The organism is Pararhizobium sp. LjRoot235, assembly GCF_964254145.1.
Taxonomy (GTDB): domain Bacteria; phylum Pseudomonadota; class Alphaproteobacteria; order Rhizobiales; family Rhizobiaceae; genus Pararhizobium.
Genome location: NZ_CAXUSP020000001.1, coordinates 941,258 through 961,419 on the forward strand (window position 1 = coordinate 941,258; position 20,162 = coordinate 961,419).

Below are 20,162 nucleotides of genomic sequence, written 5' to 3' on the forward strand. Positions count from 1 at the left end.
ACGTCGGTGTCCGCATGGATGCTCGGGTCAAGCCCGAGGATGACGGGGAATGGGGGCGCCCGCGGAATGCCAGGTTCAGTTTTTTTGTTCGCCAAGTCTCCAGATCGTCATCCTCGGGCTTGACCCGAGGATTCATGCCAAGATCTGCGAAATGCGCTTCCATATCCTGCATCCGCCCAGAACTTAGGCCCTATCAAGCGCCTCAAGCTCGTCGATCAGCCCCTCCAGCATCGACAGGCCCTGTGCCCAGAACGACGGATCGGTGGCGTCGAGGCCAAAGGGGGCGAGCAGTTCGGCGTGATGCTTGGTGCCGCCGGCCTTGAGCATCTCGAAATACTTTTGCTGGAAGCCGGTTTCGGCCTTCTGGTAAACGGCGTAAAGCGAGTTTACCAGGCAATCTCCGAAGGCATAGGCGTAGACATAGAAGGGTGAATGAATGAAGTGGGGGATATAGGCCCAATAGGTCTCGTAACCCTCCGAAATCCGGATCGCCGGTCCAAGGCTTTCCGCCTGAACGGACAGCCAGAGTTCACCAATGTCGTCGGCGGTCAGTTCGCCTTGTCTGCGGGCGGTGTGGATCTTGCGCTCGAATTCGTAGAAGGCGATCTGGCGCACGACCGTATTGATCATGTCCTCGACCTTCTGGGCGAGCATGGCCTTGCGCTCGCGCTTGTCCTTCGTCTTGTCGAGAAGGGCGCGGAAGGTCAGCATTTCGCCGAAGACGGAGGCGGTTTCTGCGAGCGTCAACGGTGTCGAGGCCATCAGGGCGCCCTGAGCGCCGGCGAGAACCTGATGCACGCCGTGCCCGAGCTCATGGGCGAGCGTCATCACGTCCCGCGGCTTGCCCATGTAGTTGACCAGCACATACGGATGCGCCGAAGGCACGGTCGGATGTGCGAAGGCGCCGGGCGCCTTGCCCGGGCGAACCGGCGCATCGATCCAGCCGCCGTCGAAGAAGCGGCCGGCGATATCCGCCATTTCCGGTTCAAAACCGCGATAGGCGGACAGCACGGTTTCCTTGGCATCAGCCCAGGGAATGAGCGAGGTCGGCGTTTCCGGCAGCGGTGCATTGCGATCCCAGAATTCCATCTGTTCCATGCCGAGCCACTTCGCCTTCATCGCATAATAGCGGTGCGAGAGGCGCGGATAGGCGTCCTTCACGGCAGCGGCTAGCGCATCGACCACGTCGCGCTCGACCCGGTTCGCCAGATGGCGGCTGTCGGCGATATCCTTGAAACCGCGCCAGCGATCGGAGATTTCCTTGTCCTTGGCGAGCGTGTTGGTGATCAGCGTGAAGGTGCGGATGTTGGCCTTGAAGGTCTTGGTCAATGCCTCGGCTGCCTTTTTCCGGACGGCCGGGTCGGCCTCCTGCAGCATGCTGAGTGTCACTTCGAGTGGCCGGTCCTCACCGTCGATATTGAATGTCAGCGACGCCATCGTCTCGTCGAACAGGCGGTTGAAGGCGCTGGCGCCGGTCATCGATTTTTCGAGGAAGAGTTGCTCCAGCTTGTCGTCGAGCTGGTAGGGCTTGTCCATGCGCAGATCGACGATCCACGGCTTGTAGTGGCCCGCCAGCGTATCGATTTCGACCGCGGCATCGATGACGGCATCGTCGATCCGGTTCAATTCCAGCGAGAAGAACAGGAGATGGCTCGCCAAATCCGTCAGCTTCGACTGGGCATCACCGTAGAGCTTTCCGTGGGCCGGATTGGACGTGTCGGAGAAATAGGTGAGGCCGGCAAAGGAGCCGATCTTGCCCATCAGGTCCTCCAGCGCCTCATATTCGCGCACAGCCGCGCCGATGCCCTCGTCACCGGTCCGTGTTGCAGCATCCGCCAGCCTGCCCTTCCATTTTGCTTCGAAAGCCTTCGTCGCGGCCTCGGCCTTATCCAGGTCGCCGAGGTATTCCTGCGACGTTGCCGATGGATAGAGATCCTCCAGTTTCCAGGACGGCAGGTCGCTCAGTTGCGCTGCGTCCGCGGCCCCTGAAGCGGTGGCATGGACGATGCGGTGAGATGTCCGGAACGACGGAAGATGGTGCATGGGCGTTCACTCTTTTCAACGGGTGCGGCCCCGGATTCGGGTGGCGAAGCAGAGGGCGGATATGGGCCCCTGACCTAACGTCGGCAATGGTTAAAATGCAAGCATTTCTCAAAAGACGATTTTCAGCCCTTTGTGGCACGAATGCTTCTCACGATGCGGCACATGAGGTGTCGTTTTGGTTCTATCAGAGAGCAGGAGGCCTTCATGACATCCCAAATTCTCGTCATCGACGATGATCCGGTCCAGCGCCGCCTGCTGACGAACATGATCGAACGTCTTGGCCATGTCGCTCATCTGGCCGACAACGGTCGCAGCGGTCTGGATCTGCTAGAGCGCAAGCGCGGTCTGATCAGCGTCATTCTGCTCGATCTGATGATGCCCGAAATGAACGGTCATGGGTTCCTCGAAGCGATCGCCGAGCGCGGCATCGATACGCCGGTCATCGTGCAAACGGGACAGGGCGGCATTGAGACCGTCGTTCTCGCCATGCAGGCCGGCGCCTTCGATTTCGTCGTCAAGCCGGTTTCGCCCGAACGCCTCAGCGTTGCGATCACCAACGCGCTCAAGATGGACCACCGCGAAAATCGCGGCCGCGCCACGAAGCGATCGCGCAGCGGTGCCGTTGGTTTCGATGATGTGGTTTCGGCAAGCCCTGCCATGATCCGGGTGCTCGATCTCGCGCGCCGCGCCGCGCAGTCGAATATTCCGATCGTGCTCGAAGGTGAATCCGGTGTCGGCAAGGAAATGGTCGCCCGCGCCATCCAGCACGCCAGCGAGCGCGCCAGCAAGCCCTTCGTCACCGTCAATTGCGGCGCTATCCCGCACAATCTGGTCGAAAGCATCCTCTTCGGCCATGAAAAGGGCGCCTTTACCGGCGCCACGGAAAAACACTCCGGCAAGTTCGCCGATGCCGATGGCGGCACGCTGTTCCTCGACGAGATCGGCGACCTGCCTGTCGAGGTCCAGGTAAAGCTCTTGCGCGCGGTGCAGCAGGGCGAGATCGAGACGATCGGCGCGCGCCATCCGCAAAAGGTGAATGTCCGGCTGATCTCGGCGACCAACAAGGACCTCATCAACGAAGTGCGCGAAGGCCGCTTCCGCGAAGACCTGTATTACCGGCTGAACGTCTTCCCCATCGCCATGCCGGCACTGCGCAAGCGCAAGGAAGACATTCCGGTTCTGGTGCGCACCTTTGTCGAGCGTTTCGCGCTGGAACAGCGGCTTGCGGCGCCGCTGACGGTTTCAAGCGGTGCGTTGGCACTGCTCACCGCCTATGACTGGCCCGGCAACATCCGCCAGTTGGAAAACGCCATCTTCCGGGCGGTCGTGCTTGCCGAAGGGTCGGAACTGACAGTCAAGGATTTCCCGCAGATCGCCACGCAAATCCCCGGCTATGTCGTCGCCGAGAAGTCAGGCTTCACCTGGGAAGAGACCGGGCCTTCAAGACTGCCGGTCGTCGATGCCGAATACCCGCCGTCGATCTATCCGCATTTCGCCGCCGCCGAGAAGGCCGAGGCGCGAAATGCCGGTGCGGATCAGCCGCCTGAAAACGCGATTGCAAGCGTCGATGATGGCGGAAATGTGCGCAAGCTGGCCGAAGTGGAAGAGGAACTGATTCGTTTTGCGCTCAAGTTCTACCGCGGGCAAATGAGCCAAGTGGCCCGAAAACTGGGAATCGGAAGGTCGACATTGTACCGTAAACTCAAGGATTATGGCATTAACCCGGACGATCCTTTCAGCGAGGCCGCATAAAACGAGGGATAACAAAGCATAACGATCCGTCGTATTTGGCTGTTGTCGTTTAGACCTTGTTAGTGATCCATTCACTATATTATAAGGATAACCGATGACTGTGGCAGATTTGCCATGCTGTGACCGCAATTGAAAGTCATCAGAGCAGCACGGGACGCTTTGTCCGCCGGACGGGGATTGAGTTTGCAAAATTTGTTCGGATTCAAGAAGCCTAACGGCTCCGTGATAGCCAGTTTGTGCGCCGCGGCAGCCCGAAAGGCACCACGTATCCTTGCATCGCTTCTGATCGCGGCCTCGATGGTCACGCCAGGCATGGCCCCGCCGGTCGAGGCGGCCGGCCAGACCCGCACACTCAAACTCTATTTCATCCATACCCAGGAAAAGGCTTCGATCACGTTCAAGCGCAATGGCCGCTATGACGCCAAGGGGCTGCAGCAGATCAATCGCTTCTTGCGCGACTGGCGCCGCAACGAGCCGACGAAGATGGACCCGCGCCTTCTCGATCTTGTCTGGGAGGTCTACCAGAAGAGCGGCTCGCACGACTATATCCACGTGGTTTCCGCCTACCGCTCGCCGGCCACCAACGGCATGCTGCGGTCGCGCTCCAAGGGCGTGGCCAAAAAGAGCCAGCATATGCTCGGCAAGGCAATGGATTTCTACCTGCCCGACGTCAAGCTCAAGAATCTGCGCGAAATCGGCATGAAGTTCCAGGTCGGCGGCGTCGGCTATTACCCCACCTCGGGTTCGCCTTTCGTGCACATGGATGTCGGCGGCGTTCGCGCCTGGCCGCGCATGAGCCGCGGCGAACTTGCGCGCCTCTTCCCCGACGGCAAGACGATGCACATGCCGGCTGACGGCAAGCCGCTGCCGGGTTATGAACTGGCCGTGGCCGATTACAAGCGCCGGGTCGGCGCCAGCGCCATTGAAGTGGCTGGCGGCGGTGCCAAGGGACCGGGCGACAAGGATACGAAACGCAAGGGCAACCTCTTCGCCATGCTGTTTGGCGGTGGCGATGAGGATGAAGAACCGAATGCAATTGCCAGCGGCGAGCTGGAAGGTGCGAACGAGCAGCCGGCCGCCAAGGCCAAGGTGACTGAGGTCGCCGTTGCCGAGGCTGAGCAGGCTCTTCCCGGCGTCGATGGCTCGGAACAGGCCCCGGAGAAAGAAGTGGCCGCGCCGGTGCCAGGCGCAAGACCGGCCTTCAAGGATGTACCGGCAGACGCGGGCGTCCAGACGGCGCTCGTTGCTCCGACCAAGGAAGCGGCGCAGGAGGCCTGGGCCGCGGCTCTGCCTGAACCGGCCGCAACCGAAGGCGAATATGCCGATCTGAACGGCTACAAGATTCCCGTGCCGCAGATGCTTGGCAAGCGCGGCTTGAATGGCGATGCCGGCAGCGACATGCTGATGGCCTCGACCGATCCGAATGCCGCGGTGCTGGGTGAGGATGTCGCAGCGCTTGGTTTTGTGCCTGTGCCGGCCATGCGCCCGGCAGACGAAGCCTCCCTGATGGCCGTGGCCGACGCCAATGTCGTGGTGCCGTCCTTTGCCGAACGGGTTGAGCAGCCGCAGGCAGTGGCCGAGGCGGAGCAACCGGTTGAAGCCGTTGCCGAGGCACAGACACGTGTGGCGCTTGCACAGCCGACGCCGCAGGAGCGGCCGATTGAGCTGGCGGCCTACGTGCCGCCGTCGGGCGCCGAAACGCGCGCCGCGATCTTCGAGGATGTCTTCGATGCGACTGCAGAGGCACCCGCCAAGGGCAAGCGTCCAAACAAGCAGGAGGCCGATGCCGCGACCCGTTCTTCGGTCCGCACCGAACCGAAGCTGACCCAGCAGATCATTTCCAACTGGGCGCTGTCGAACGCCCGCATGGCGACCTTGTCCAAGCCGGTGAAGGCGCCGCGCTTCGTCAGCAAGACGCTGCGGGCTTCGCCGACGACGGTCTATTCGGCCGGTTTCTCGAACGAAGCCGGTTCCGTAGATACGGCACGGTTCAGCGGAAGTGCGGTCAATTTCCTGGAAGTGAAGAAGTTCAGCACGAACTGATCTGATCCATCACGGATAGGTCACGAAAAAACCCGCCGGAATGGCGGGTTTTTTGTTGGTTGCGGGGCGCCGCTTATGCGGCTGCCGGCGCGTCGATCATGCCGAGCGCTGCGAGGTAGGTATCGAGGATGGCTTCCTGCTCCATGCGCTCGTCCTTGTCCTGCTTGCGGATAGCGATGACTTTTTTCAGGATCTTCGTATCGAAGCCGGTTCCCTTTGCCTCGCCGTACACATCCTTGATGTCGTCTGCGATAGTCTTCTTTTCTTCTTCCAGCCGTTCGATCCGCTCGATGAAAGAGCGAAGCTGATCGCGAGCGACGCCGTGGGCATCCGACATGGTTTTCTCCTTGTTGGGGGACTGAATTTGCGAGGCTGTGACCTGCCGCGAAGTCGCTTCAAGGTCAAGTGACATTGCGTAACGCCGCACCGATTTCGCGGCTTTCAGCAACGTCTGCTATTCCTTGGGCTTGTTCACCTCGAAGGCGGCCTTCTGTTCGCTGGAAGCTTCCTTCTGGTGAAGCGACCGCCATTCGTCATAAGGCATGCCGTAGACGATCTCGCGGGACTGGTCTTTATCCATCGGCACGCCGGCGGCAATGGCGGCGTCGCGATACCAGTTGGACAGGCAGTTGCGGCAGAAACCGGCAAGGTTCATCAGGTCGATGTTCTGGACGTCGGTGCGTTGGCGCAGATGGGCGATGAGGCGGCGGAAGGCGGCTGCTTCGAATTCCAGCTGCTGTTGTGGCGTCAAATCGGTCATCGTCGTCTCTTTCAGCCATTTTTTAGAATGCATAAGGCCCAGTGCGGGAAGGATATCGCCTGAATTCGTGCAATTCAGGGCGTTCGTTCAGGCTGGCGAGGATCGGCCCAAGCCGATCATCCCATTCCGCCACGCCGGTGTCGTTGCCGATCAGATCCTGCCGGACCTCGATCAGTGCGTGGGCGAGGCCGGGTTCCATGCAGTGACGGAACATCGTATCGCCACGCAGGGCGCCGTCGTAGGGCTCGTTGTTGCCGACAAGGACATCGCCGGAAGCCTCCAGCGTCTCGATCAGCGGGACGATCGCCCGCGGATCGTTGTCCCAGAGGACGGCGGCATGCCAGGGGCGGGGCACGCCCTTCCATGCGGGCGTATAGGAATGAAGGGAAATCACCAGCGGCGCCGTGCCGCTTGTCGAGCCGACCGCAGCGATGGTTTCCGAGACGGCGCGATGATAGGGCCGGTGAAAGCGGTTGAGACGACGTTCCCATTCGTCCGATGAGATGGGATGATTGCCGGGGACGATAGCGCCGTCCGATATCTTCATGATCAGCGTCGGATCGTCCTCGCCGCGATTCGGATCGATCAACAGCCGCGAAAAGCAGCTAAGGACGGCGGGAACGTCGAGCCGGGCGGCGAGCCGGCGGACCAGCGCCTCGACGCCGATATCGTAGGCGATGTGCCGTTCGAAGGCGCCTTCGGGAAGACCAAGCCTGCCATATTCCGGCGGCAGCCGATTGGTGGCATGATCCGCCAGGAGCACCAGACCGGCGGCATTGTTACCCTCAATGATCTCGAACGGTGATGTTTCCCGCATGCAGTATCAACTCGATTCATGATTGACGAAATTTGATGGCATGCTGCGGCGCTTATCGCAAGGTGAAGGGGATTTTGTGACATTTCAGTCAACAGAAAGCCTAATATAATCGATTAGAGTCGCGTTGACTTTCCCGGCCTACCGTCGCAAGAAAGTGCCACGACAAATCACAATGGAGACCCATTGGAAACCGTGTCCAGATATCCTCTTTCCAGGCTGAACGTCCGGAACTGGTCCTTGAGTGCCGGTATTCTCTTCATTCTGGCGGCGTTCTCGCCGGTTCTGATGGCGAGCGAAGCGCGGGCCGAGTTCCGGGTCTGCAACGGCACCCAGAATCTCGTGGGTGTGGCCATCGGCTACCGGGCCAAGGAAGGCTGGATCACGGAAGGGTGGTGGCAGGTTCCTGCGACCACCTGCGCCACCCTGATCCAGGGTGAACTTCAATCACGGTACTATTACCTCTACGCTGAGGATGCGGCCCGCGGCGGTCGTTGGACGGGTGGCGTCAACATGTGCGTCGCCGAAAACGAGTTCAAGATCACCGGCGTGCAGGATTGCTTCGCGCGCGGTTTCCAGCGGATGGGGTTCAAGGAATATGACACGGGGCGTCAGGGGAGCTGGATGGTTCAGTTGTCCGATACTCCAGGGACCCAGGAAAGCCACAACTGATGAAGCGGAATAGAAAAGTCAAAATCCTCGCGACGCTTGGACCTGCATCCAACGAAGAAGAGATGATCCAGAAGCTGCATGAGGCGGGCGCTGATCTTTTCCGGATCAACATGAGCCATGCCAGCCATGACATGATGCGCACGCTGATCAAGCGTATCCGCAATGTCGAGCAGCGCTGCGGCCGCCCGATCGGAATTCTTGCCGACCTTCAGGGTCCGAAGCTGCGCGTTGGCAAGTTTGCGGATGGCAAGGTCGATCTCGTTCCGGGCCAGACGTTCACGCTCGACAACAAGGACGAACCGGGTGACAACACGCGTGTCTTCCTGCCGCATCCAGAAATTCTCGAAGCCGTCCAGCCGGGTCACCGGCTGCTGATCGATGACGGCAAGTTGCATCTGCGCGCCGACAAGTCTGACGGCAAGAGCATCGTCTGCACCGTTGTCGCCGGCACCAAGATTTCCGACCGCAAGGGCGTGAGCCTGCCCGACACGCTGCTCGGCGTCGGTGCACTGACCGAGAAGGACAGGGCCGATCTGGATGCCGTGCTCGAGACGGACGAAGTCGACTGGGTTGCCCTGTCGTTCATTCAGCGCCCGGAAGATCTCTCCGAGGTCCGCAAGGTCTCGCGCGGTCGCGTCGGCCTGATGTCGAAGATCGAGAAGCCGCAGGCGATCGAGCGGATCGACGAGATTATCGAACTCTCCGACGCCCTGATGGTTGCGCGCGGCGACCTTGGTGTCGAAATGCCGCTGGAAGCGGTCCCGGGCCTGCAGAAGCAGTTGATCCGCGCCTGCCGCCGTGCCGGCAAGCCGGTCGTTGTTGCAACGCAGATGCTGGAATCGATGATCTCCGCGCCGGTCCCGACCCGCGCCGAAGTGTCGGACGTTGCCACCGCCGTCTTCGAAGGCGCCGATGCCGTCATGCTGTCGGCCGAATCCGCCTCCGGCGAATATCCGGTCGAAGCCGTGTCGACCATGGCGTCGATCGCCAGCAAGGTCGAACTCGACCCGCACTATCCGGGTATCATCTACGCGCAGCGCACGCCGCCGGAAGCGACCGGCGCGGATGCGATTTCGCTTGCCGCCCACCAGATCGCCGAGACGCTGAAACTGTCGGCGATCGTCTGTTACACCTCCTCGGGCAATACGGGTCTGCGCACGGCGCGCGAGCGTCCGCAGGTTCCGGTGATCGCGCTTTCGCCGGTCATCCAGACCGCGCGCCGTCTGTCTGTTGTCTGGGGTCTGCACAGCGTCGTCACCAGGGACGCGACCGATCTTGACGACATGGTCAACCGCGCCTGCCGCATCGTCGCGACCGAAGGGTTCGGCAAGCCGGGCGACCGCATCATCATCTCGGCGGGCGTGCCGTTGGGGACGCCGGGCGCGACCAATATGCTGCGCATCGCCTATATCGGCTCGGATGGCCTGAGCGGCGTCTGAATCTGACAGCATGCCTTCTTGGGGCGCCGCGCTTCCGGCTGGAAGCGCGGCGTTTTTCATTCGGTCTTGTCGCTGGCTATCCGCGCCGCCGCCCGTACCGCCAGTTAATACATCACTGTCTCTCTCGCGCGGTTTGTGCGCATGCGCAACTGATCTGACAGTTCAATACCGTCCGATACGAGAAAGAGCGACCGGCGGTTTCGCCGGCGCAGACTTATGTGCGATTGCCGGCGAACTTTTCTTCGAGGTTGCCGAGCTGCTCCTGCGCCTGACGATCGGCAGGGTAGATTTCGAGAAACTGCTCCCACGCCCTCAGCGCCAGTTCGTCCTTGCCGGCTGCGGTGAGGATAGACGCCATGCCGGCGAGTGCGCCGAAATGCCGGGGCTCGATCGCCAGCACCTGGTTGATGTCGGACATGGACTTCCGATAGTTGCCCATCCGGTAGTGCAGCGTCGCGCGCTGGTTCCAGCCCTCGACATATTGTGGCGAGAGATAAATGACCTGATCGAAGATATCGAGCGCGGTTGCCTTGCGATCAGCCTCGAGCGCTTTTGTCGCCCATTGCATCAGGAGATTGACGGAGGCGCTGCCGGAATCCTGCCATTCGACACGGATGCGATCGGAGATTTCACGCGCCTTTTCGGGGTCGCGTTCCCGTTTCAGATCGGCAAAAAGCGCGTCCAGCCGCTGCTTCGGCGTCGTCAGTTCCGATGTCGCCGAAGCCGGTGCGGTGTCCGCTGCGAGAAGAGAGGGTGCGCCAGTGACCGACGCCGAAAGCGCGATCACGAGAATCAGACTAGAAGACATAAGTTTAACCATGGCAGATAAGGTAGTCCGCCATGGCCGAAGATCAAAATCAAATTTGAGGTATCAATTCGATGAACCGTCCGAGCCCGGTTTCTCCGCAGAGGAAGGCTCAAGCGCTTTCATTCCATTCATGAACGGGCCGGAAACGTCCGTTTCCCGTTCGCAGAATGGATCAGCCCTGACGGGCCTTGAAGCGCGGGTTCAGCTTGTTGATGATGTAGACGCGGCCCTTGCGGCGCACCAGACGGTTTTCGCGATGGCGAGCCTTCAGCGACTTGAGCGAATTTTTGATCTTCATTTTTCTGATCCGCAGTTTCGGCGAATCCGAATTCGCCGGTCTTTAACAATCAAAAGCGCGCTTGCAGACCGTTCGGGCCGAGCGCGCTCTTAGGGTGGCAGGCAAATAACCCGGCATCGCAAACGTGTCAACCACAGAGAGCCGGTTTTAACGCCGGCTTTCGGCTTTTCTGTGGGTTAAACTCTCAAATCAGCCAGGTGACATGGCCCATCTTGCGGCCGGGTCGGGCTTCGGATTTGCCATAGAGATGGATCAGAGCGTTCGGCTTGGCGAGCCAGTCCGGGACGTCGTTGATGTCGTCGCCGATCAGGTTCTGCATCATGCAATCGGAGTGCCGGGCCCCGTCCGATAAAGCCAAGCCGGTGACCGCGCGGATATGCTGCTCGAACTGCGAGACGACACAGGCGGCTTCCGTCCAGTGGCCGGAATTGTGGACGCGGGGTGCGATTTCGTTGACGATTGGCGTTCCATCGGAAAGCACGAAGAATTCCACGCCGATGACGCCGACATAGCTGAGCGCCTCAAGGATGGCGCCGGCTGCGGTGCGGGCCGCCGCTGCGGTTGTTTCACCGACTGAGGCTGGAACCGTGGAAGTATGAAGGATACCGTGGCGGTGGATGTTCTCCGCCGGGTCGAAGCAGGCGATCGAGCCATCGGTGCCGCGCGCGGCAATGATCGAAATCTCCCGGTCGAAGGCAACGAAGCTTTCGAGGATGAGCGGCACGTCGCCGAGCGCCATGTAGGCGCCAGTTGCGGCGTCGCTCGCGCCGCGGAAGACGCGCTGGCCCTTGCCGTCATAGCCGAGACGGCGGGTCTTCAGAATGCCAATGCCGGAAAAATCGGCAAGCGCCTGTTCGAGCTCATCCTGGCTGTCGATGGCGTGAAACCGGGCGGTCGCGATGCCGCAGTCGTTGAGGAACTGTTTTTCCGCTACCCGGTCCTGCGACACTTCCAACGCCCTGGGCGGGGGGTAAACCGGCAGCGAGCGCGCAAGCAGATCTGCTGCGGCGACCGGGACATTCTCGAATTCATAGGTGACGAGGTCGCAGGCTTCCGCGAGTTTCGCCAGTGCCGCCTCGTCGTCATAATTCGCGACGATCTGGCCGTTGGCCACCTGGGCGGCGGGACAGTCGGGCTGCGGCTCGAGGATGATGGTGCGAAAGTTGAGCCGGGCTGCCGCCATGGCGAGCATGCGGCCGAGCTGGCCGCCGCCGATGATGCCGATCGTTCTCATGCCTGATCCACGGGGTATTCGGCAACCGCAGCACTCTGCTGTTCGCGCCAGTCGTCGAGACGGTCGGCGAGATCCGGATCGCTGAGTGCCAGGACGGCCGCGGCAAGAAGGGCTGCATTGACGGCGCCGGCGCGACCGATCGCCAGGGTGCCGACAGGGATGCCGGCCGGCATCTGGACGATCGAAAGAAGGCTGTCCTGGCCGGAGAGCGCCTTGGACTGAACGGGAACACCAAATACCGGAAGCGGCGTCATCGCCGCCGTCATTCCGGGCAGATGGGCAGCACCGCCGGCACCGGCAATGATCACCTTGAAGCCTTCGTCGCGGGCGCCCCGGGCAAAATTGATCAACCGGTCCACCGTGCGGTGTGCCGAAACGATGCGGGCATCATAGGCGATGTCGAGGGCGTCGAGCGTATCGGCGGCATTCTTCATCGTCTCCCAGTCGGACTGGCTTCCCATGATGATGGCGACGGGAGGGGGGGATGCTTTCGTCACGGTGTTCGTTCCGGTTGTTACAAGGCCGAATTCTAAAGCCGGAGCGCGTTCGCTCAAACACGCCGCCGGTTCAGGCGATAATGTCGGGAATGATCTGATCCTCGATCTTGGTGATCTTGTCTTTGATGATCAGCTTCTTCTTCTTCATCCGCTGTATGCGCAGGGCATCGCAGCCCGTCTGGATCATGGCATTGATCGCAACGTCGTAATCTTCATGTTCCTGCCTCAGCCGCGCTACGCTTAGTCTGAGTTCGGCCTGATCCTGATCTGGCATGCACTGTTCCCCGTCGGAGCCGGCAGCATCGTCTGCTATCCGCATCAAATCGAGCGTCGCTCTAGCACAGAATTGTTGGTAACGGGAAGTTATCCTTCGCCACGATTTCGCCTTCGACAAATGAAAAATAGCATGGCACATTAACTCGGTTAACGTCGAACATCCGGCATTCGCCCGCCGGGTGCAAGCAAAAGGAAGGGACTGCCACATGACCATTGAGGCTCATCTTGCAACGCTTGAGAAAAAACATGGTGTTCTGGAGCAGGAGCTCCACACTGCTCTCCTGCAGCCCTCGGTCGAGGACCAGCACATCGCCGACATCAAGCGTCGGAAGCTGCGCTTGAAAGACGAAATCGAAAAGATTCGGTCTTCCTCTCACTAATTAGGTAAAGCAATCTTATTCATCGGGAAACTTTTGTTCCAACGCGAGAAACCATCCCGAAAAGGCGAAATGAATTTCGCAAATCCGGTTGCAGCGTTGTTGAGAGACGGAGCGCGTTCAGCGCGGACATGACGTTCGCCAGAGTACCGTGGTACCGAGTTTCCCGATGTCTGACCTTTCGAGGTCACAACAATCACGACCAGAACTGATCAAGCCAGAGATTGACCCGGTCGAAGCCGGGCTTGTTGATCGCGTAAATCCGTTTCGTGCCGCTGGCGGAGACTGAAACCAGGTTTGAGTCCAAAAGAGCCTTCAGATGCTGCGATACAGCTGGGCGGCTGATCGGCAGTCCTTCCGCCAATTCATTCACTGTTCGCGGCGCGCGGCGCAGTTCCTCCAGCAGATAGCGCCGGTTCGGATCCGAGATTGCATCAAAGGGATCAGCGTTTGACATGCGCAAAAGCTAGGAGAATTCAAAGCTCACGGCAAGCAAATTGTGCAATGCGGTAATGGAATTTTGCTTTGCGGGATGCAAGCGCGGCGTGTGGTCGTGGCGGGCGCCCCTTACGATCCAGTTGCGAGCGCCACCAGGCCGTCATAGGCAAGTTTCAAGCCGGCGAGGAACGCCATCATATACATGAACGGATAGAAGACCTGCGGCTGCATACGTCTGACGACCCAGGCGCCGGCCATCGTTGCCAGCATGGCTAGCGGAAAAAGCGTCAGTGATGTCGTCAGATTGCTGGGATCCAGTTGTCCGAGTGCAAAATATGGAATGAGCTTGACGGCGTTGAGGATGGCGAAAAAGCGCACCATGGTGCCGGTATATTCGCGCGGCGGGAGCTTCAGCGGCAGGGCGTAGATCTGGAAGGGCGGGCCGCCTGCATGGGCGACGAAGCTGCCATAACCTGCAAAGGAACCGAGGAAGCTGGCCTGTAGCGGTCGGTGCGGCTTTGCCGGAATGATGATACCGCGCCGGGCGCGCCAGACATTGTAGACGTAACGCAGCACGAAGAGGATGGTGATGACGCCGATGATCAGCCGCAGCGCATCGCGGGGCACATAGGCTGAAGTCGCCCAGCCGATGGCGATGCCGGCAAGCGCGCCGGGCAGAAGGATCGTCAGCGTTTTCGTGTCGCCGTGCTGGCGCCACATCCACAGCGAGACGAGGTCCATGGCGATCAGGATCGGCAATAGCAGGGCTGCTGCCTGCACCGGAGAAACGGCGAGCGACAGGAGGGGCACGCCCATCAGGGACAGCGCTTCTCCCATGCCCCCTTTGCTGAAGCCGACAAGCACAACGGCGGGAATGGCGATGGCATAGAACTGAAAATCGGGAAGCATGGGTATCGGTTGATCCTTTTGCCCGCAGGGTCTATCGCTTTTGCGGATCGAAATCGAGTAGGGGTGGCGCGCGACGCGCATTTCACCGGAAACAGAGACATTATGAGCAATACAGACAACCGCTGCCGCCTTGTCCTCATCGCGCCTGATATCGCCGATGTCGAAAGCCGCGTGCAAATCCTCGGCGATGCGTTGCGCGGCGGCGACGTGGCGTCAGTCATCGTGCCGCAATACGGACTGGACGAGCATGCCTTCCAGAAACACGCCGAGGCGCTTGTTCCAATCATTCAGAAAGCGGGTGCTGCGGCGCTGCTGGCTGGCGATACCCGGGTTGCCGGCCGCGCCAAGGCCGATGGCCTGCACGTGACCGGCAATGCGGCGGAACTTGCCGAGGCGGTCGAGAAATTTTCACCGAAACTCATCGTCGGCGGCGGCAATGCCACGGACCGGCATCATGCGCTGGAAATGGGCGAGATCCGCCCGGATTATGTCTTCTTCGGCAAGCTCGACGGCGACATCAAGCCGGAGGCGCATCCGAAGAACGTTGCGCTCGCCGAATGGTGGGCCTCGATGATCGAAATTCCCTGCATCGTCATGGGCGGCACGGATCCGCAATCGGCGCTCGCCGCTGCCGAGAGTGGCGCGGAGTTCGTTGCGCTGCGTCTTGCCGTGTTCGCCCAGCCGGACCAGGCGGCGGTCATTGTTGGGCAGGTCAACGCACTTCTTGACGAAAAAGCGCCACGGTTTGAAGAGTAAGACATTTCCATGTTGATCCGTCTCTCGTCATTGCGGCACCGCGTTCCGCTTCTCCTGATATGCGCCACTGTTCTCGGCGCGCCCGTCTGCCTGCGTGCGGACGATGCGTTGCCCGGTGTGAACTCGGCCACGCCGGCACAGGAGGCTGCGACGCCAGCGGGGCAAGGCGAGATCGACGAGGGCGCGGTCGCCAAACGCGGCCGGATCACGCCCTTCAACGGTGCGGCCCTGCCGGAAGGCGAAATACCGAAGCTGCAATCTCCGGACGAGGCCAAGAAGACGGATGCGAGAAAGCTTGAGCCGTCGAGCGGCGTCAATGTGCTGGACCGGATGGGCGCGGAACTGCCGGCCCTGCCGCAGGAAAAGGCGTTCGCTGGCAAGGCTGACGATGCCTATGGCGCGTTTCAGCGCGGTTACTATCTGACCGCGATGGAACTGGCCCTGCCGCGGGCGCAGCTCGGCGATGCGGCGGCGCAGACGCTGGTTGCGGAGATCTTCGCACAGGGGCTCGGCGTTGCGCGCAACACCAAGGATGCCGCCTTCTGGTACGGCCAGGCGGCCAATGCCGGCGATCCCGGCGCCATGTTCAAATACGCACTTCTCTTGATGGAAGGGCGCGATGTTCCGCGCGACAAGAAACGGTCGGAAGAGCTGATGAAGAAGGCTGCCGACCTCGGCAATCCTTCCGCCCAGTTCAACTACGGCCAGCTGCTGGTCGCCGACATGCCGGGCGAAAGGGGCCTGAAGGCGGCGCTGCCCTATTATGAAAAATCGGCCGAGCAGGGCATCGCCGATGCGCAATATGCGCTGTCGCAGATTTATTTGAACGTCGACGGCATCGACGAGAACAAGCGGGCAAAGGCGCGTGACTGGCTTTTGCGCGCTGCCCGTGCCGGTTTTGATACCGCGCAGCTCGACCTTGCCATCTGGCTGGTTGACGGCGTCGGTGGCGATCGCAATCTCGACGAAGGCTTCAAGTGGATGCGGCGCGCTGCCGAGGGGGGCAATGTCGTCGCGCAGAACAAACTGTCGCATCTCTATATCAATGCGATCGGCACGCGTCCCGATCCGGTCGAGGCTGCCAAATGGTACGTGCTGTCGCGCCGGGCCGGATTGAAGGATCTCGCGCTGGAGGATTTCTATCTCGGACTGACCGAAGAACAGCAGAAGGCGGCGTTGAGCGCTGCCAACAAATACCGGGCGTCCTGAGCGAGTTTTCAGCGCAAGGCTTGAACTTTCGGGGGTTTTGTGGTCTTGAAGCGCCGGATTGGCTGGCCGATGGGCGCGGCCCGGACTTCTTTAGGACATGCTTCCCATGAAAATCAGCGGCAGCGAAATTCGCCCCGGCAGCGTCATCGAGCACAATGGCGGCCTTTGGGCTGCGGTCAAGAGCGTAACGGTGAAGCCGGGCAAGGGCGGCGCCTTCAACCAGGTCGAGCTCAAGAACCTGATCGACGGCACCAAGCTCAACGAACGTTTTCGTTCGTCCGAAACCGTTGAACTCGTCACCCTCGATCTCAAGGACTTCCAGTTCCTTTATGAAGAGGGCGATGCTCTGGTGTTCATGGATGTCGAGAGCTATGAACAGCTGGAACTGCAGAAGGACTTCGTCGGCGATCGCGCCACCTTCCTGCAGGATGGCATGATGGTCTCTGTCAGGCTGTACGACGAGAAGCCGATCGGCATTTCGCTGCCCGACCAGGTGGTCCTGACGATCGCGGAGGCCGATCCGGTGGTGAGGGGGCAGACGGCCGCGTCGTCCTACAAGCCGGCGATCCTGGAAAATGGCGTGCGCGTCATGGTTCCTCCGTTCGTCGAAGCCGGCGAGCGCATTCTGGTCGATACCAATGAAATCGCCTATCTCCGCCGCGCGGACTGATCCGCAGCGGCACGTTTAAATTTCTCCGGCCGTTGCCGCGGCCGGTTTTCTGTTTCGAAGGAAAGCCAAAATGGCACGCTCAGCTCTTCTCAATGTCATGGTTCAGGCCGCTTTCAAGGCCGGCAAGTCGCTGGCGCGTGATTTCGGCGAAGTCCAGAACCTGCAGGTCTCGCTGAAGGGACCGGGGGACTACGTTTCGCAGGCCGATCGCAAGGCCGAAAAGCTGGTCCGGGAAGAGCTTCTGAAGTCGCGTCCGACCTATGGCTTCCTTGGCGAGGAGAGCGAAGAGATTATCGGCACCGACGGCGCCCATCGCTGGATCGTCGACCCGCTGGATGGCACGACGAACTTCCTGCACGGCATCCCGCATTTTGCGATTTCGATCGCACTCGAGCGCCAGGGCGAGATCGTTGCCGCCGTTGTCCTGAACCCGGCGACCGACGAGCTCTTCACGGCCGAGCGTGGTGGAGGCGCCTTCCTCAATGATCGCCGGCTGCGCGTCGCTGCCCGCAAGAACCTGTCGGATGCCGTGATCGGCACCGGCATGCCGCATCTGGGCGTTGCCAACCACGGTACCTATCTCGTCGAATTGCGGCATGTGATGGGCGAGGTTGCCGGTGTCCGCCGCATGGGTGCTGCCGTTCTCGATCTCGCCTATGTTGCGGCAGGCCGGTTTGACGGTTTCTGGGAGCGCGGTCTGTTTCCTTGGGACCTTGCCGCGGGAATCCTGCTGATTCGCGAAGCCGGCGGGTGGGTCGCCGATATCGACGGCGGCAACAAACCGATGGACGACGGCTCGATCGTTGCCGGCAATGAATATATCCGCAAGGCGCTGCACGAGGTGCTGCACCGCCCCATTCCGGGAAAATAAGCCGGAAAGCTTGAACGGGCGGCTGTTTCATCCTGTTGATGTTGCCCGTTGTTTCCCCTTCAATTTGGCACAAACTTCCTCTAGTCTCCGGCGCAAGCATAGCTTTGTCCGCGTGTGCGGGCAGGCTGCAGCACATGAGAACCGGAGAATAAACCCATGGCGAAATTGGAACTGTCGGGATGGGATACCGGCGGAGCTTTGAGCGAGGGTTATAATCCCAACAAGCTGACGAGCCCGATGGTTTTCTTCTGGACGATGGTGATCTTCCTGATCATCGTCGGGTTTGTCGCTGCCATCCTGTTTCGCCAGGCGCACGCCGCCTTTTCGAGCAATCCGGGACTGAACGGCCTTATTCTTGGTGTTCTGCTGATCGGCATTCTCTTGGTTTTCAATCATGTCCTCAGATTGCGCCCCGAGGTTCGCTGGTTCAATTCCTTCCGTGCCGCCGGAAGCGCCGAGAAGGTTGGCCGCGACCCGGTCCTCCTGGCGCCGATGCGCGCCCTCATCGGCCAGCGCCACTCCATGGCGATCTCGACGACGGCGCTGCGGTCCATCCTCGACTCGATCGCCACACGCCTCGACGAATCGCGCGACACCTCGCGGTATCTGACCGGACTTCTGGTCTTCCTCGGCCTGCTCGGCACCTTCTGGGGTCTGCTCGGCACCATCGGGTCGATCAATACGGTCATTCAATCGCTCGATGCCGGGACGGGAAGCACGCAGGATGTTCTGGCCGCTTTGAAGACCGGCCTGTCGGCGCCGCTGTCGGGCATGGGGACTGCCTTCTCGACTTCGCTTTTCGGTCTCTCCGGTTCGCTGATCCTCGGCTTTCTCGATTTGCAGGCGGGGCGCGCGCAAAACCGCTTTTACACTGAACTCGAAAACTGGCTGTCGTCCGTGACGGATGTCAGTTCGGACGTGATGGTCATCCCCGGCAAGTCGGCCGCAGCGCCTGCCGAAGAGCTTCGGCAGTTGACCGAGCAACTTGCCCGCCTCAATCACGATGGCGGCATGAACCAGCGCACGACCGCCGCCATGGCGAGCCTTGCCGAGGGCATTCAGGGGCTGGTGAAGAACATGCGCGGCGAGCAGCAGATGCTGCGCGACTGGATCGAGGCGCAACAGGATGAAGCAAAGTCGATGCGCAAAACGCTGGACAAGCTTTCGGCGCGTATCGGACATACGGAAAAGATTCCCGTTCATCCGGAAAGACCGCACAAGCTTGCGCGCATCGAAGACGCCGGGGGGGAATGACCGATGGCACTTGCGCGCAAGGGCCGGACACAGAGAACGGTCGATTACTGGCCGGGTTTCGTCGATGCCCTTTCGACGTTGCTCCTGGCCATCATGTTCCTGCTCTCCGTTTTCGTGCTGGCGCAATTTCTGCTCAGCCGCGAAATCAGCGGCAAGGAAGATGTGCTCAACCGGCTGAACAGCCAGATCAACGAACTGACCCAGCTTTTGGCGCTGGAGAAGGGCGGCAAGCAGGATCTCGAGGATTCGCTTGCCAACCTGCAGGCATCCCTGGCCTCGTCGGAAGGCGAACGTTCGCGGCTGCAGGCGCTGCTCGACCAGGGGACCGGCAGTTCCGATGTCGCCAACCGGCAGATCGGTGATCTCACGGGAAAGCTGGATGAGGAAAAACAGATCAGCGCCCGCGCAATGAGCCAGATCGACCTCTTGAACCAGCAGATCGCTGCACTGCGTAGCCAGATCGCCGCCATCGAGGGAGCGTTGCAGGCATCCGAGGCCAAGGACGAGGCGTCGCAGACGAAGATATCCGATCTTGGCCGGCGGCTGAACGTGGCGCTGGCGCAGCGCGTGCAGGAACTCAACCGTTACCGTTCCGATTTCTTCGGGCGGCTGCGTGAAATCCTGTCCGATCGCGAAAATATTCGTATCGTCGGCGACCGCTTCGTCTTTCAGTCGGAGGTGCTGTTTCCATCTGGTGGTAATGAACTGAATCCGGAGGGGCAGGAAGAGATGGCCAAGCTTGCCACGGCCGTGCTCGATCTCGCCAAGGAAATTCCCTCTGAGATCAACTGGGTGCTCCGGGTCGACGGGCATACGGACAATGTGCCGCTTTCCGGGACAGGCCGCTACGCCGACAACTGGGAGCTTTCCTCGTCCCGCGCGACATCCGTCGTCAAGTTCCTGATCTCCAGGGGCGTTCCGGCGGCTCGACTCGCCGCGGCGGGGTTCGGCGAATTCCAGCCCATTGCCGAGGGCGACAGTCCGGCCGCGCGCTCGCAGAACCGCCGCATCGAACTGAAGCTGACCGAAAAATAACAGGGTC

At 60.8% G+C, this 20,162-nt stretch carries 22 protein-coding genes; 11 read left to right on the forward strand and 11 right to left on the reverse strand.

What is annotated here, in order from left to right:
* Positions 1-183: 183 nt before the first annotated feature.
* Entirely contained in the window at positions 184-2,043 is a 1,860-nt protein-coding gene (locus ACSQ2Z_RS04405; RefSeq protein ID WP_436080087.1) for a M3 family oligoendopeptidase, read from the reverse strand.
* A gap of 204 nt (positions 2,044-2,247) precedes the next feature.
* On the opposite strand from ACSQ2Z_RS04405, the gene ACSQ2Z_RS04410 reads away from it, so the two are divergent.
* The gene (locus ACSQ2Z_RS04410) at positions 2,248-3,795 is read left to right on the forward strand and encodes a sigma-54-dependent transcriptional regulator (protein WP_436080088.1); all 1,548 of its coding nucleotides are present in this window, start codon (positions 2,248-2,250) and stop codon (positions 3,793-3,795) included.
* 183 nt (positions 3,796-3,978) lie between these two features.
* A complete protein-coding gene (locus ACSQ2Z_RS04415) occupies positions 3,979-5,838 on the forward strand; it encodes a DUF882 domain-containing protein (RefSeq protein WP_436080089.1) in 1,860 nt (619 codons plus the stop codon).
* A 73-nt stretch (positions 5,839-5,911) separates the two neighbouring features.
* On the opposite strand, the gene ACSQ2Z_RS04420 is transcribed toward ACSQ2Z_RS04415, so the two are convergent.
* The 3 genes from ACSQ2Z_RS04420 to ACSQ2Z_RS04430 form a co-directional block, all read right to left on the reverse strand.
* Positions 5,912-6,175, reverse strand: coding sequence for a DUF2312 domain-containing protein (locus ACSQ2Z_RS04420; RefSeq protein WP_436080090.1), 264 nt, complete (start codon positions 6,173-6,175; stop codon positions 5,912-5,914).
* A gap of 117 nt (positions 6,176-6,292) precedes the next feature.
* Positions 6,293-6,598 carry a DUF1244 domain-containing protein gene (locus ACSQ2Z_RS04425; protein WP_436080091.1) on the reverse strand — a complete coding sequence of 102 codons (306 nt, stop codon included), beginning with the start codon at positions 6,596-6,598 and terminating at the stop codon, positions 6,293-6,295.
* A gap of 22 nt (positions 6,599-6,620) precedes the next feature.
* Positions 6,621-7,415, reverse strand: a complete 795-nt coding sequence (locus ACSQ2Z_RS04430; protein ID WP_436080092.1) for an N-formylglutamate amidohydrolase — start codon at positions 7,413-7,415, stop codon at positions 6,621-6,623.
* A 285-nt stretch (positions 7,416-7,700) separates the two neighbouring features.
* On the opposite strand from ACSQ2Z_RS04430, the gene ACSQ2Z_RS04435 reads away from it, so the two are divergent.
* Together ACSQ2Z_RS04435 and pyk are read left to right on the forward strand one after the other, a co-directional pair.
* Complete coding sequence (locus ACSQ2Z_RS04435) at positions 7,701-8,084, forward strand: DUF1036 domain-containing protein (RefSeq protein ID WP_083926021.1); 384 nt, start codon at positions 7,701-7,703, stop codon at positions 8,082-8,084.
* Positions 8,084-9,523 (forward strand): pyruvate kinase, encoded by a 1,440-nt coding sequence (gene pyk / locus ACSQ2Z_RS04440; protein ID WP_436080093.1) that lies wholly within the window; start codon positions 8,084-8,086, stop codon positions 9,521-9,523. Before ACSQ2Z_RS04435 ends, pyk begins: the two co-directional genes overlap by 1 nt.
* A gap of 214 nt (positions 9,524-9,737) precedes the next feature.
* Here the strand turns inward: pyk and ACSQ2Z_RS04445 are convergent, their stop codons facing one another.
* The 5 genes from ACSQ2Z_RS04445 to ACSQ2Z_RS04465 all read right to left on the reverse strand — a co-directional run bounded on the left by ACSQ2Z_RS04445 (position 9,738) and on the right by ACSQ2Z_RS04465 (position 12,634).
* Entirely contained in the window at positions 9,738-10,331 is a 594-nt protein-coding gene (locus ACSQ2Z_RS04445) for a hypothetical protein (RefSeq protein WP_436080094.1), read from the reverse strand.
* A 172-nt stretch (positions 10,332-10,503) separates the two neighbouring features.
* Positions 10,504-10,629, reverse strand: a complete 126-nt coding sequence (gene ykgO / locus ACSQ2Z_RS04450) for a type B 50S ribosomal protein L36 (RefSeq protein ID WP_034855034.1) — start codon at positions 10,627-10,629, stop codon at positions 10,504-10,506.
* A gap of 184 nt (positions 10,630-10,813) precedes the next feature.
* Positions 10,814-11,863: a 5-(carboxyamino)imidazole ribonucleotide synthase gene (locus ACSQ2Z_RS04455; protein ID WP_436080095.1), complete on the reverse strand. Its 1,050-nt coding sequence runs from the start codon at positions 11,861-11,863 to the stop codon at positions 10,814-10,816.
* Positions 11,860-12,324, reverse strand: a complete 465-nt coding sequence (gene purE / locus ACSQ2Z_RS04460) for a 5-(carboxyamino)imidazole ribonucleotide mutase (RefSeq protein ID WP_037120781.1) — start codon at positions 12,322-12,324, stop codon at positions 11,860-11,862. The genes ACSQ2Z_RS04455 and purE overlap by 4 nt, the downstream gene beginning before the upstream one ends.
* A 106-nt stretch (positions 12,325-12,430) precedes the next feature.
* Positions 12,431-12,634, reverse strand: a complete 204-nt coding sequence (locus ACSQ2Z_RS04465; protein ID WP_018327895.1) for a YdcH family protein — start codon at positions 12,632-12,634, stop codon at positions 12,431-12,433.
* A gap of 208 nt (positions 12,635-12,842) precedes the next feature.
* On the opposite strand from ACSQ2Z_RS04465, the gene ACSQ2Z_RS04470 reads away from it, so the two are divergent.
* Entirely contained in the window at positions 12,843-13,016 is a 174-nt protein-coding gene (locus ACSQ2Z_RS04470; protein ID WP_436080096.1) for a YdcH family protein, read from the forward strand.
* Between the two features lie 193 nt (positions 13,017-13,209).
* Here ACSQ2Z_RS04470 and ACSQ2Z_RS04475 read toward each other — a convergent pair whose 3' ends face one another.
* Together ACSQ2Z_RS04475 and ACSQ2Z_RS04480 are read right to left on the reverse strand one after the other, a co-directional pair.
* The gene (locus ACSQ2Z_RS04475; RefSeq protein ID WP_060639373.1) at positions 13,210-13,470 is read right to left on the reverse strand and encodes an ArsR/SmtB family transcription factor; all 261 of its coding nucleotides are present in this window, start codon (positions 13,468-13,470) and stop codon (positions 13,210-13,212) included.
* Between the two features lie 110 nt (positions 13,471-13,580).
* Entirely contained in the window at positions 13,581-14,360 is a 780-nt protein-coding gene (locus tag ACSQ2Z_RS04480) for a sulfite exporter TauE/SafE family protein (RefSeq protein ID WP_436080097.1), read from the reverse strand.
* Positions 14,361-14,462: 102 nt separating this feature from the next.
* Between ACSQ2Z_RS04480 and ACSQ2Z_RS04485 the strand changes: the two genes are divergently transcribed.
* The 6 genes from ACSQ2Z_RS04485 to ACSQ2Z_RS04510 all read left to right on the forward strand — a co-directional run bounded on the left by ACSQ2Z_RS04485 (position 14,463) and on the right by ACSQ2Z_RS04510 (position 20,155).
* Entirely contained in the window at positions 14,463-15,116 is a 654-nt protein-coding gene (locus ACSQ2Z_RS04485; protein WP_436080098.1) for a thiamine phosphate synthase, read from the forward strand.
* Positions 15,117-15,125: 9 nt separating this feature from the next.
* Positions 15,126-16,325 (forward strand): tetratricopeptide repeat protein, encoded by a 1,200-nt coding sequence (locus tag ACSQ2Z_RS04490; protein ID WP_436080099.1) that lies wholly within the window; start codon positions 15,126-15,128, stop codon positions 16,323-16,325.
* A 106-nt stretch (positions 16,326-16,431) separates the two neighbouring features.
* Entirely contained in the window at positions 16,432-16,995 is a 564-nt protein-coding gene (gene efp / locus ACSQ2Z_RS04495; protein ID WP_436080100.1) for an elongation factor P, read from the forward strand.
* A 70-nt stretch (positions 16,996-17,065) separates the two neighbouring features.
* The gene (locus ACSQ2Z_RS04500; RefSeq protein WP_436080101.1) at positions 17,066-17,866 is read left to right on the forward strand and encodes an inositol monophosphatase family protein; all 801 of its coding nucleotides are present in this window, start codon (positions 17,066-17,068) and stop codon (positions 17,864-17,866) included.
* Positions 17,867-18,022: 156 nt separating this feature from the next.
* On the forward strand, positions 18,023-19,120 hold the full coding sequence (locus ACSQ2Z_RS04505) for a flagellar motor protein MotA (protein WP_436080102.1): 1,098 nt from the start codon (positions 18,023-18,025) through the stop codon (positions 19,118-19,120).
* 3 nt (positions 19,121-19,123) lie between these two features.
* A complete protein-coding gene (locus ACSQ2Z_RS04510) occupies positions 19,124-20,155 on the forward strand; it encodes a peptidoglycan -binding protein (protein WP_436080103.1) in 1,032 nt (343 codons plus the stop codon).
* The last annotated feature ends 7 nt before the right edge of the window (positions 20,156-20,162 follow it).

What these genes read in the sequence shown, in the direction of transcription:
- ACSQ2Z_RS04405 (WP_436080087.1), bottom strand. Translation starts at nt 2,043, where the DNA reads ATGCACCATCTTCCGTCGTTCCGGACATCTCACCGCATCGTCCATGCC.
- ACSQ2Z_RS04410 (WP_436080088.1), top strand. Translation starts at nt 2,248, where the DNA reads ATGACATCCCAAATTCTCGTCATCGACGATGATCCGGTCCAGCGCCGC.
- ACSQ2Z_RS04420 (WP_436080090.1), bottom strand. Translation starts at nt 6,175, where the DNA reads ATGTCGGATGCCCACGGCGTCGCTCGCGATCAGCTTCGCTCTTTCATC.
- ACSQ2Z_RS04425 (WP_436080091.1), bottom strand. Translation starts at nt 6,598, where the DNA reads ATGACCGATTTGACGCCACAACAGCAGCTGGAATTCGAAGCAGCCGCC.
- ACSQ2Z_RS04430 (WP_436080092.1), bottom strand. Translation starts at nt 7,415, where the DNA reads ATGCGGGAAACATCACCGTTCGAGATCATTGAGGGTAACAATGCCGCC.
- ACSQ2Z_RS04435 (WP_083926021.1), top strand. Translation starts at nt 7,701, where the DNA reads ATGGCGAGCGAAGCGCGGGCCGAGTTCCGGGTCTGCAACGGCACCCAG.
- pyk (WP_436080093.1), top strand. Translation starts at nt 8,084, where the DNA reads ATGAAGCGGAATAGAAAAGTCAAAATCCTCGCGACGCTTGGACCTGCA.
- ACSQ2Z_RS04445 (WP_436080094.1), bottom strand. Translation starts at nt 10,331, where the DNA reads ATGTCTTCTAGTCTGATTCTCGTGATCGCGCTTTCGGCGTCGGTCACT.
- ykgO (WP_034855034.1), bottom strand. Translation starts at nt 10,629, where the DNA reads ATGAAGATCAAAAATTCGCTCAAGTCGCTGAAGGCTCGCCATCGCGAA.
- ACSQ2Z_RS04455 (WP_436080095.1), bottom strand. Translation starts at nt 11,863, where the DNA reads ATGAGAACGATCGGCATCATCGGCGGCGGCCAGCTCGGCCGCATGCTC.
- purE (WP_037120781.1), bottom strand. Translation starts at nt 12,324, where the DNA reads ATGGGAAGCCAGTCCGACTGGGAGACGATGAAGAATGCCGCCGATACG.
- ACSQ2Z_RS04465 (WP_018327895.1), bottom strand. Translation starts at nt 12,634, where the DNA reads ATGCCAGATCAGGATCAGGCCGAACTCAGACTAAGCGTAGCGCGGCTG.
- ACSQ2Z_RS04470 (WP_436080096.1), top strand. Translation starts at nt 12,843, where the DNA reads ATGACCATTGAGGCTCATCTTGCAACGCTTGAGAAAAAACATGGTGTT.
- ACSQ2Z_RS04475 (WP_060639373.1), bottom strand. Translation starts at nt 13,470, where the DNA reads ATGTCAAACGCTGATCCCTTTGATGCAATCTCGGATCCGAACCGGCGC.
- ACSQ2Z_RS04480 (WP_436080097.1), bottom strand. Translation starts at nt 14,360, where the DNA reads ATGCTTCCCGATTTTCAGTTCTATGCCATCGCCATTCCCGCCGTTGTG.
- ACSQ2Z_RS04485 (WP_436080098.1), top strand. Translation starts at nt 14,463, where the DNA reads ATGAGCAATACAGACAACCGCTGCCGCCTTGTCCTCATCGCGCCTGAT.
- ACSQ2Z_RS04490 (WP_436080099.1), top strand. Translation starts at nt 15,126, where the DNA reads ATGTTGATCCGTCTCTCGTCATTGCGGCACCGCGTTCCGCTTCTCCTG.
- efp (WP_436080100.1), top strand. Translation starts at nt 16,432, where the DNA reads ATGAAAATCAGCGGCAGCGAAATTCGCCCCGGCAGCGTCATCGAGCAC.
- ACSQ2Z_RS04500 (WP_436080101.1), top strand. Translation starts at nt 17,066, where the DNA reads ATGGCACGCTCAGCTCTTCTCAATGTCATGGTTCAGGCCGCTTTCAAG.
- ACSQ2Z_RS04505 (WP_436080102.1), top strand. Translation starts at nt 18,023, where the DNA reads ATGGCGAAATTGGAACTGTCGGGATGGGATACCGGCGGAGCTTTGAGC.
- ACSQ2Z_RS04510 (WP_436080103.1), top strand. Translation starts at nt 19,124, where the DNA reads ATGGCACTTGCGCGCAAGGGCCGGACACAGAGAACGGTCGATTACTGG.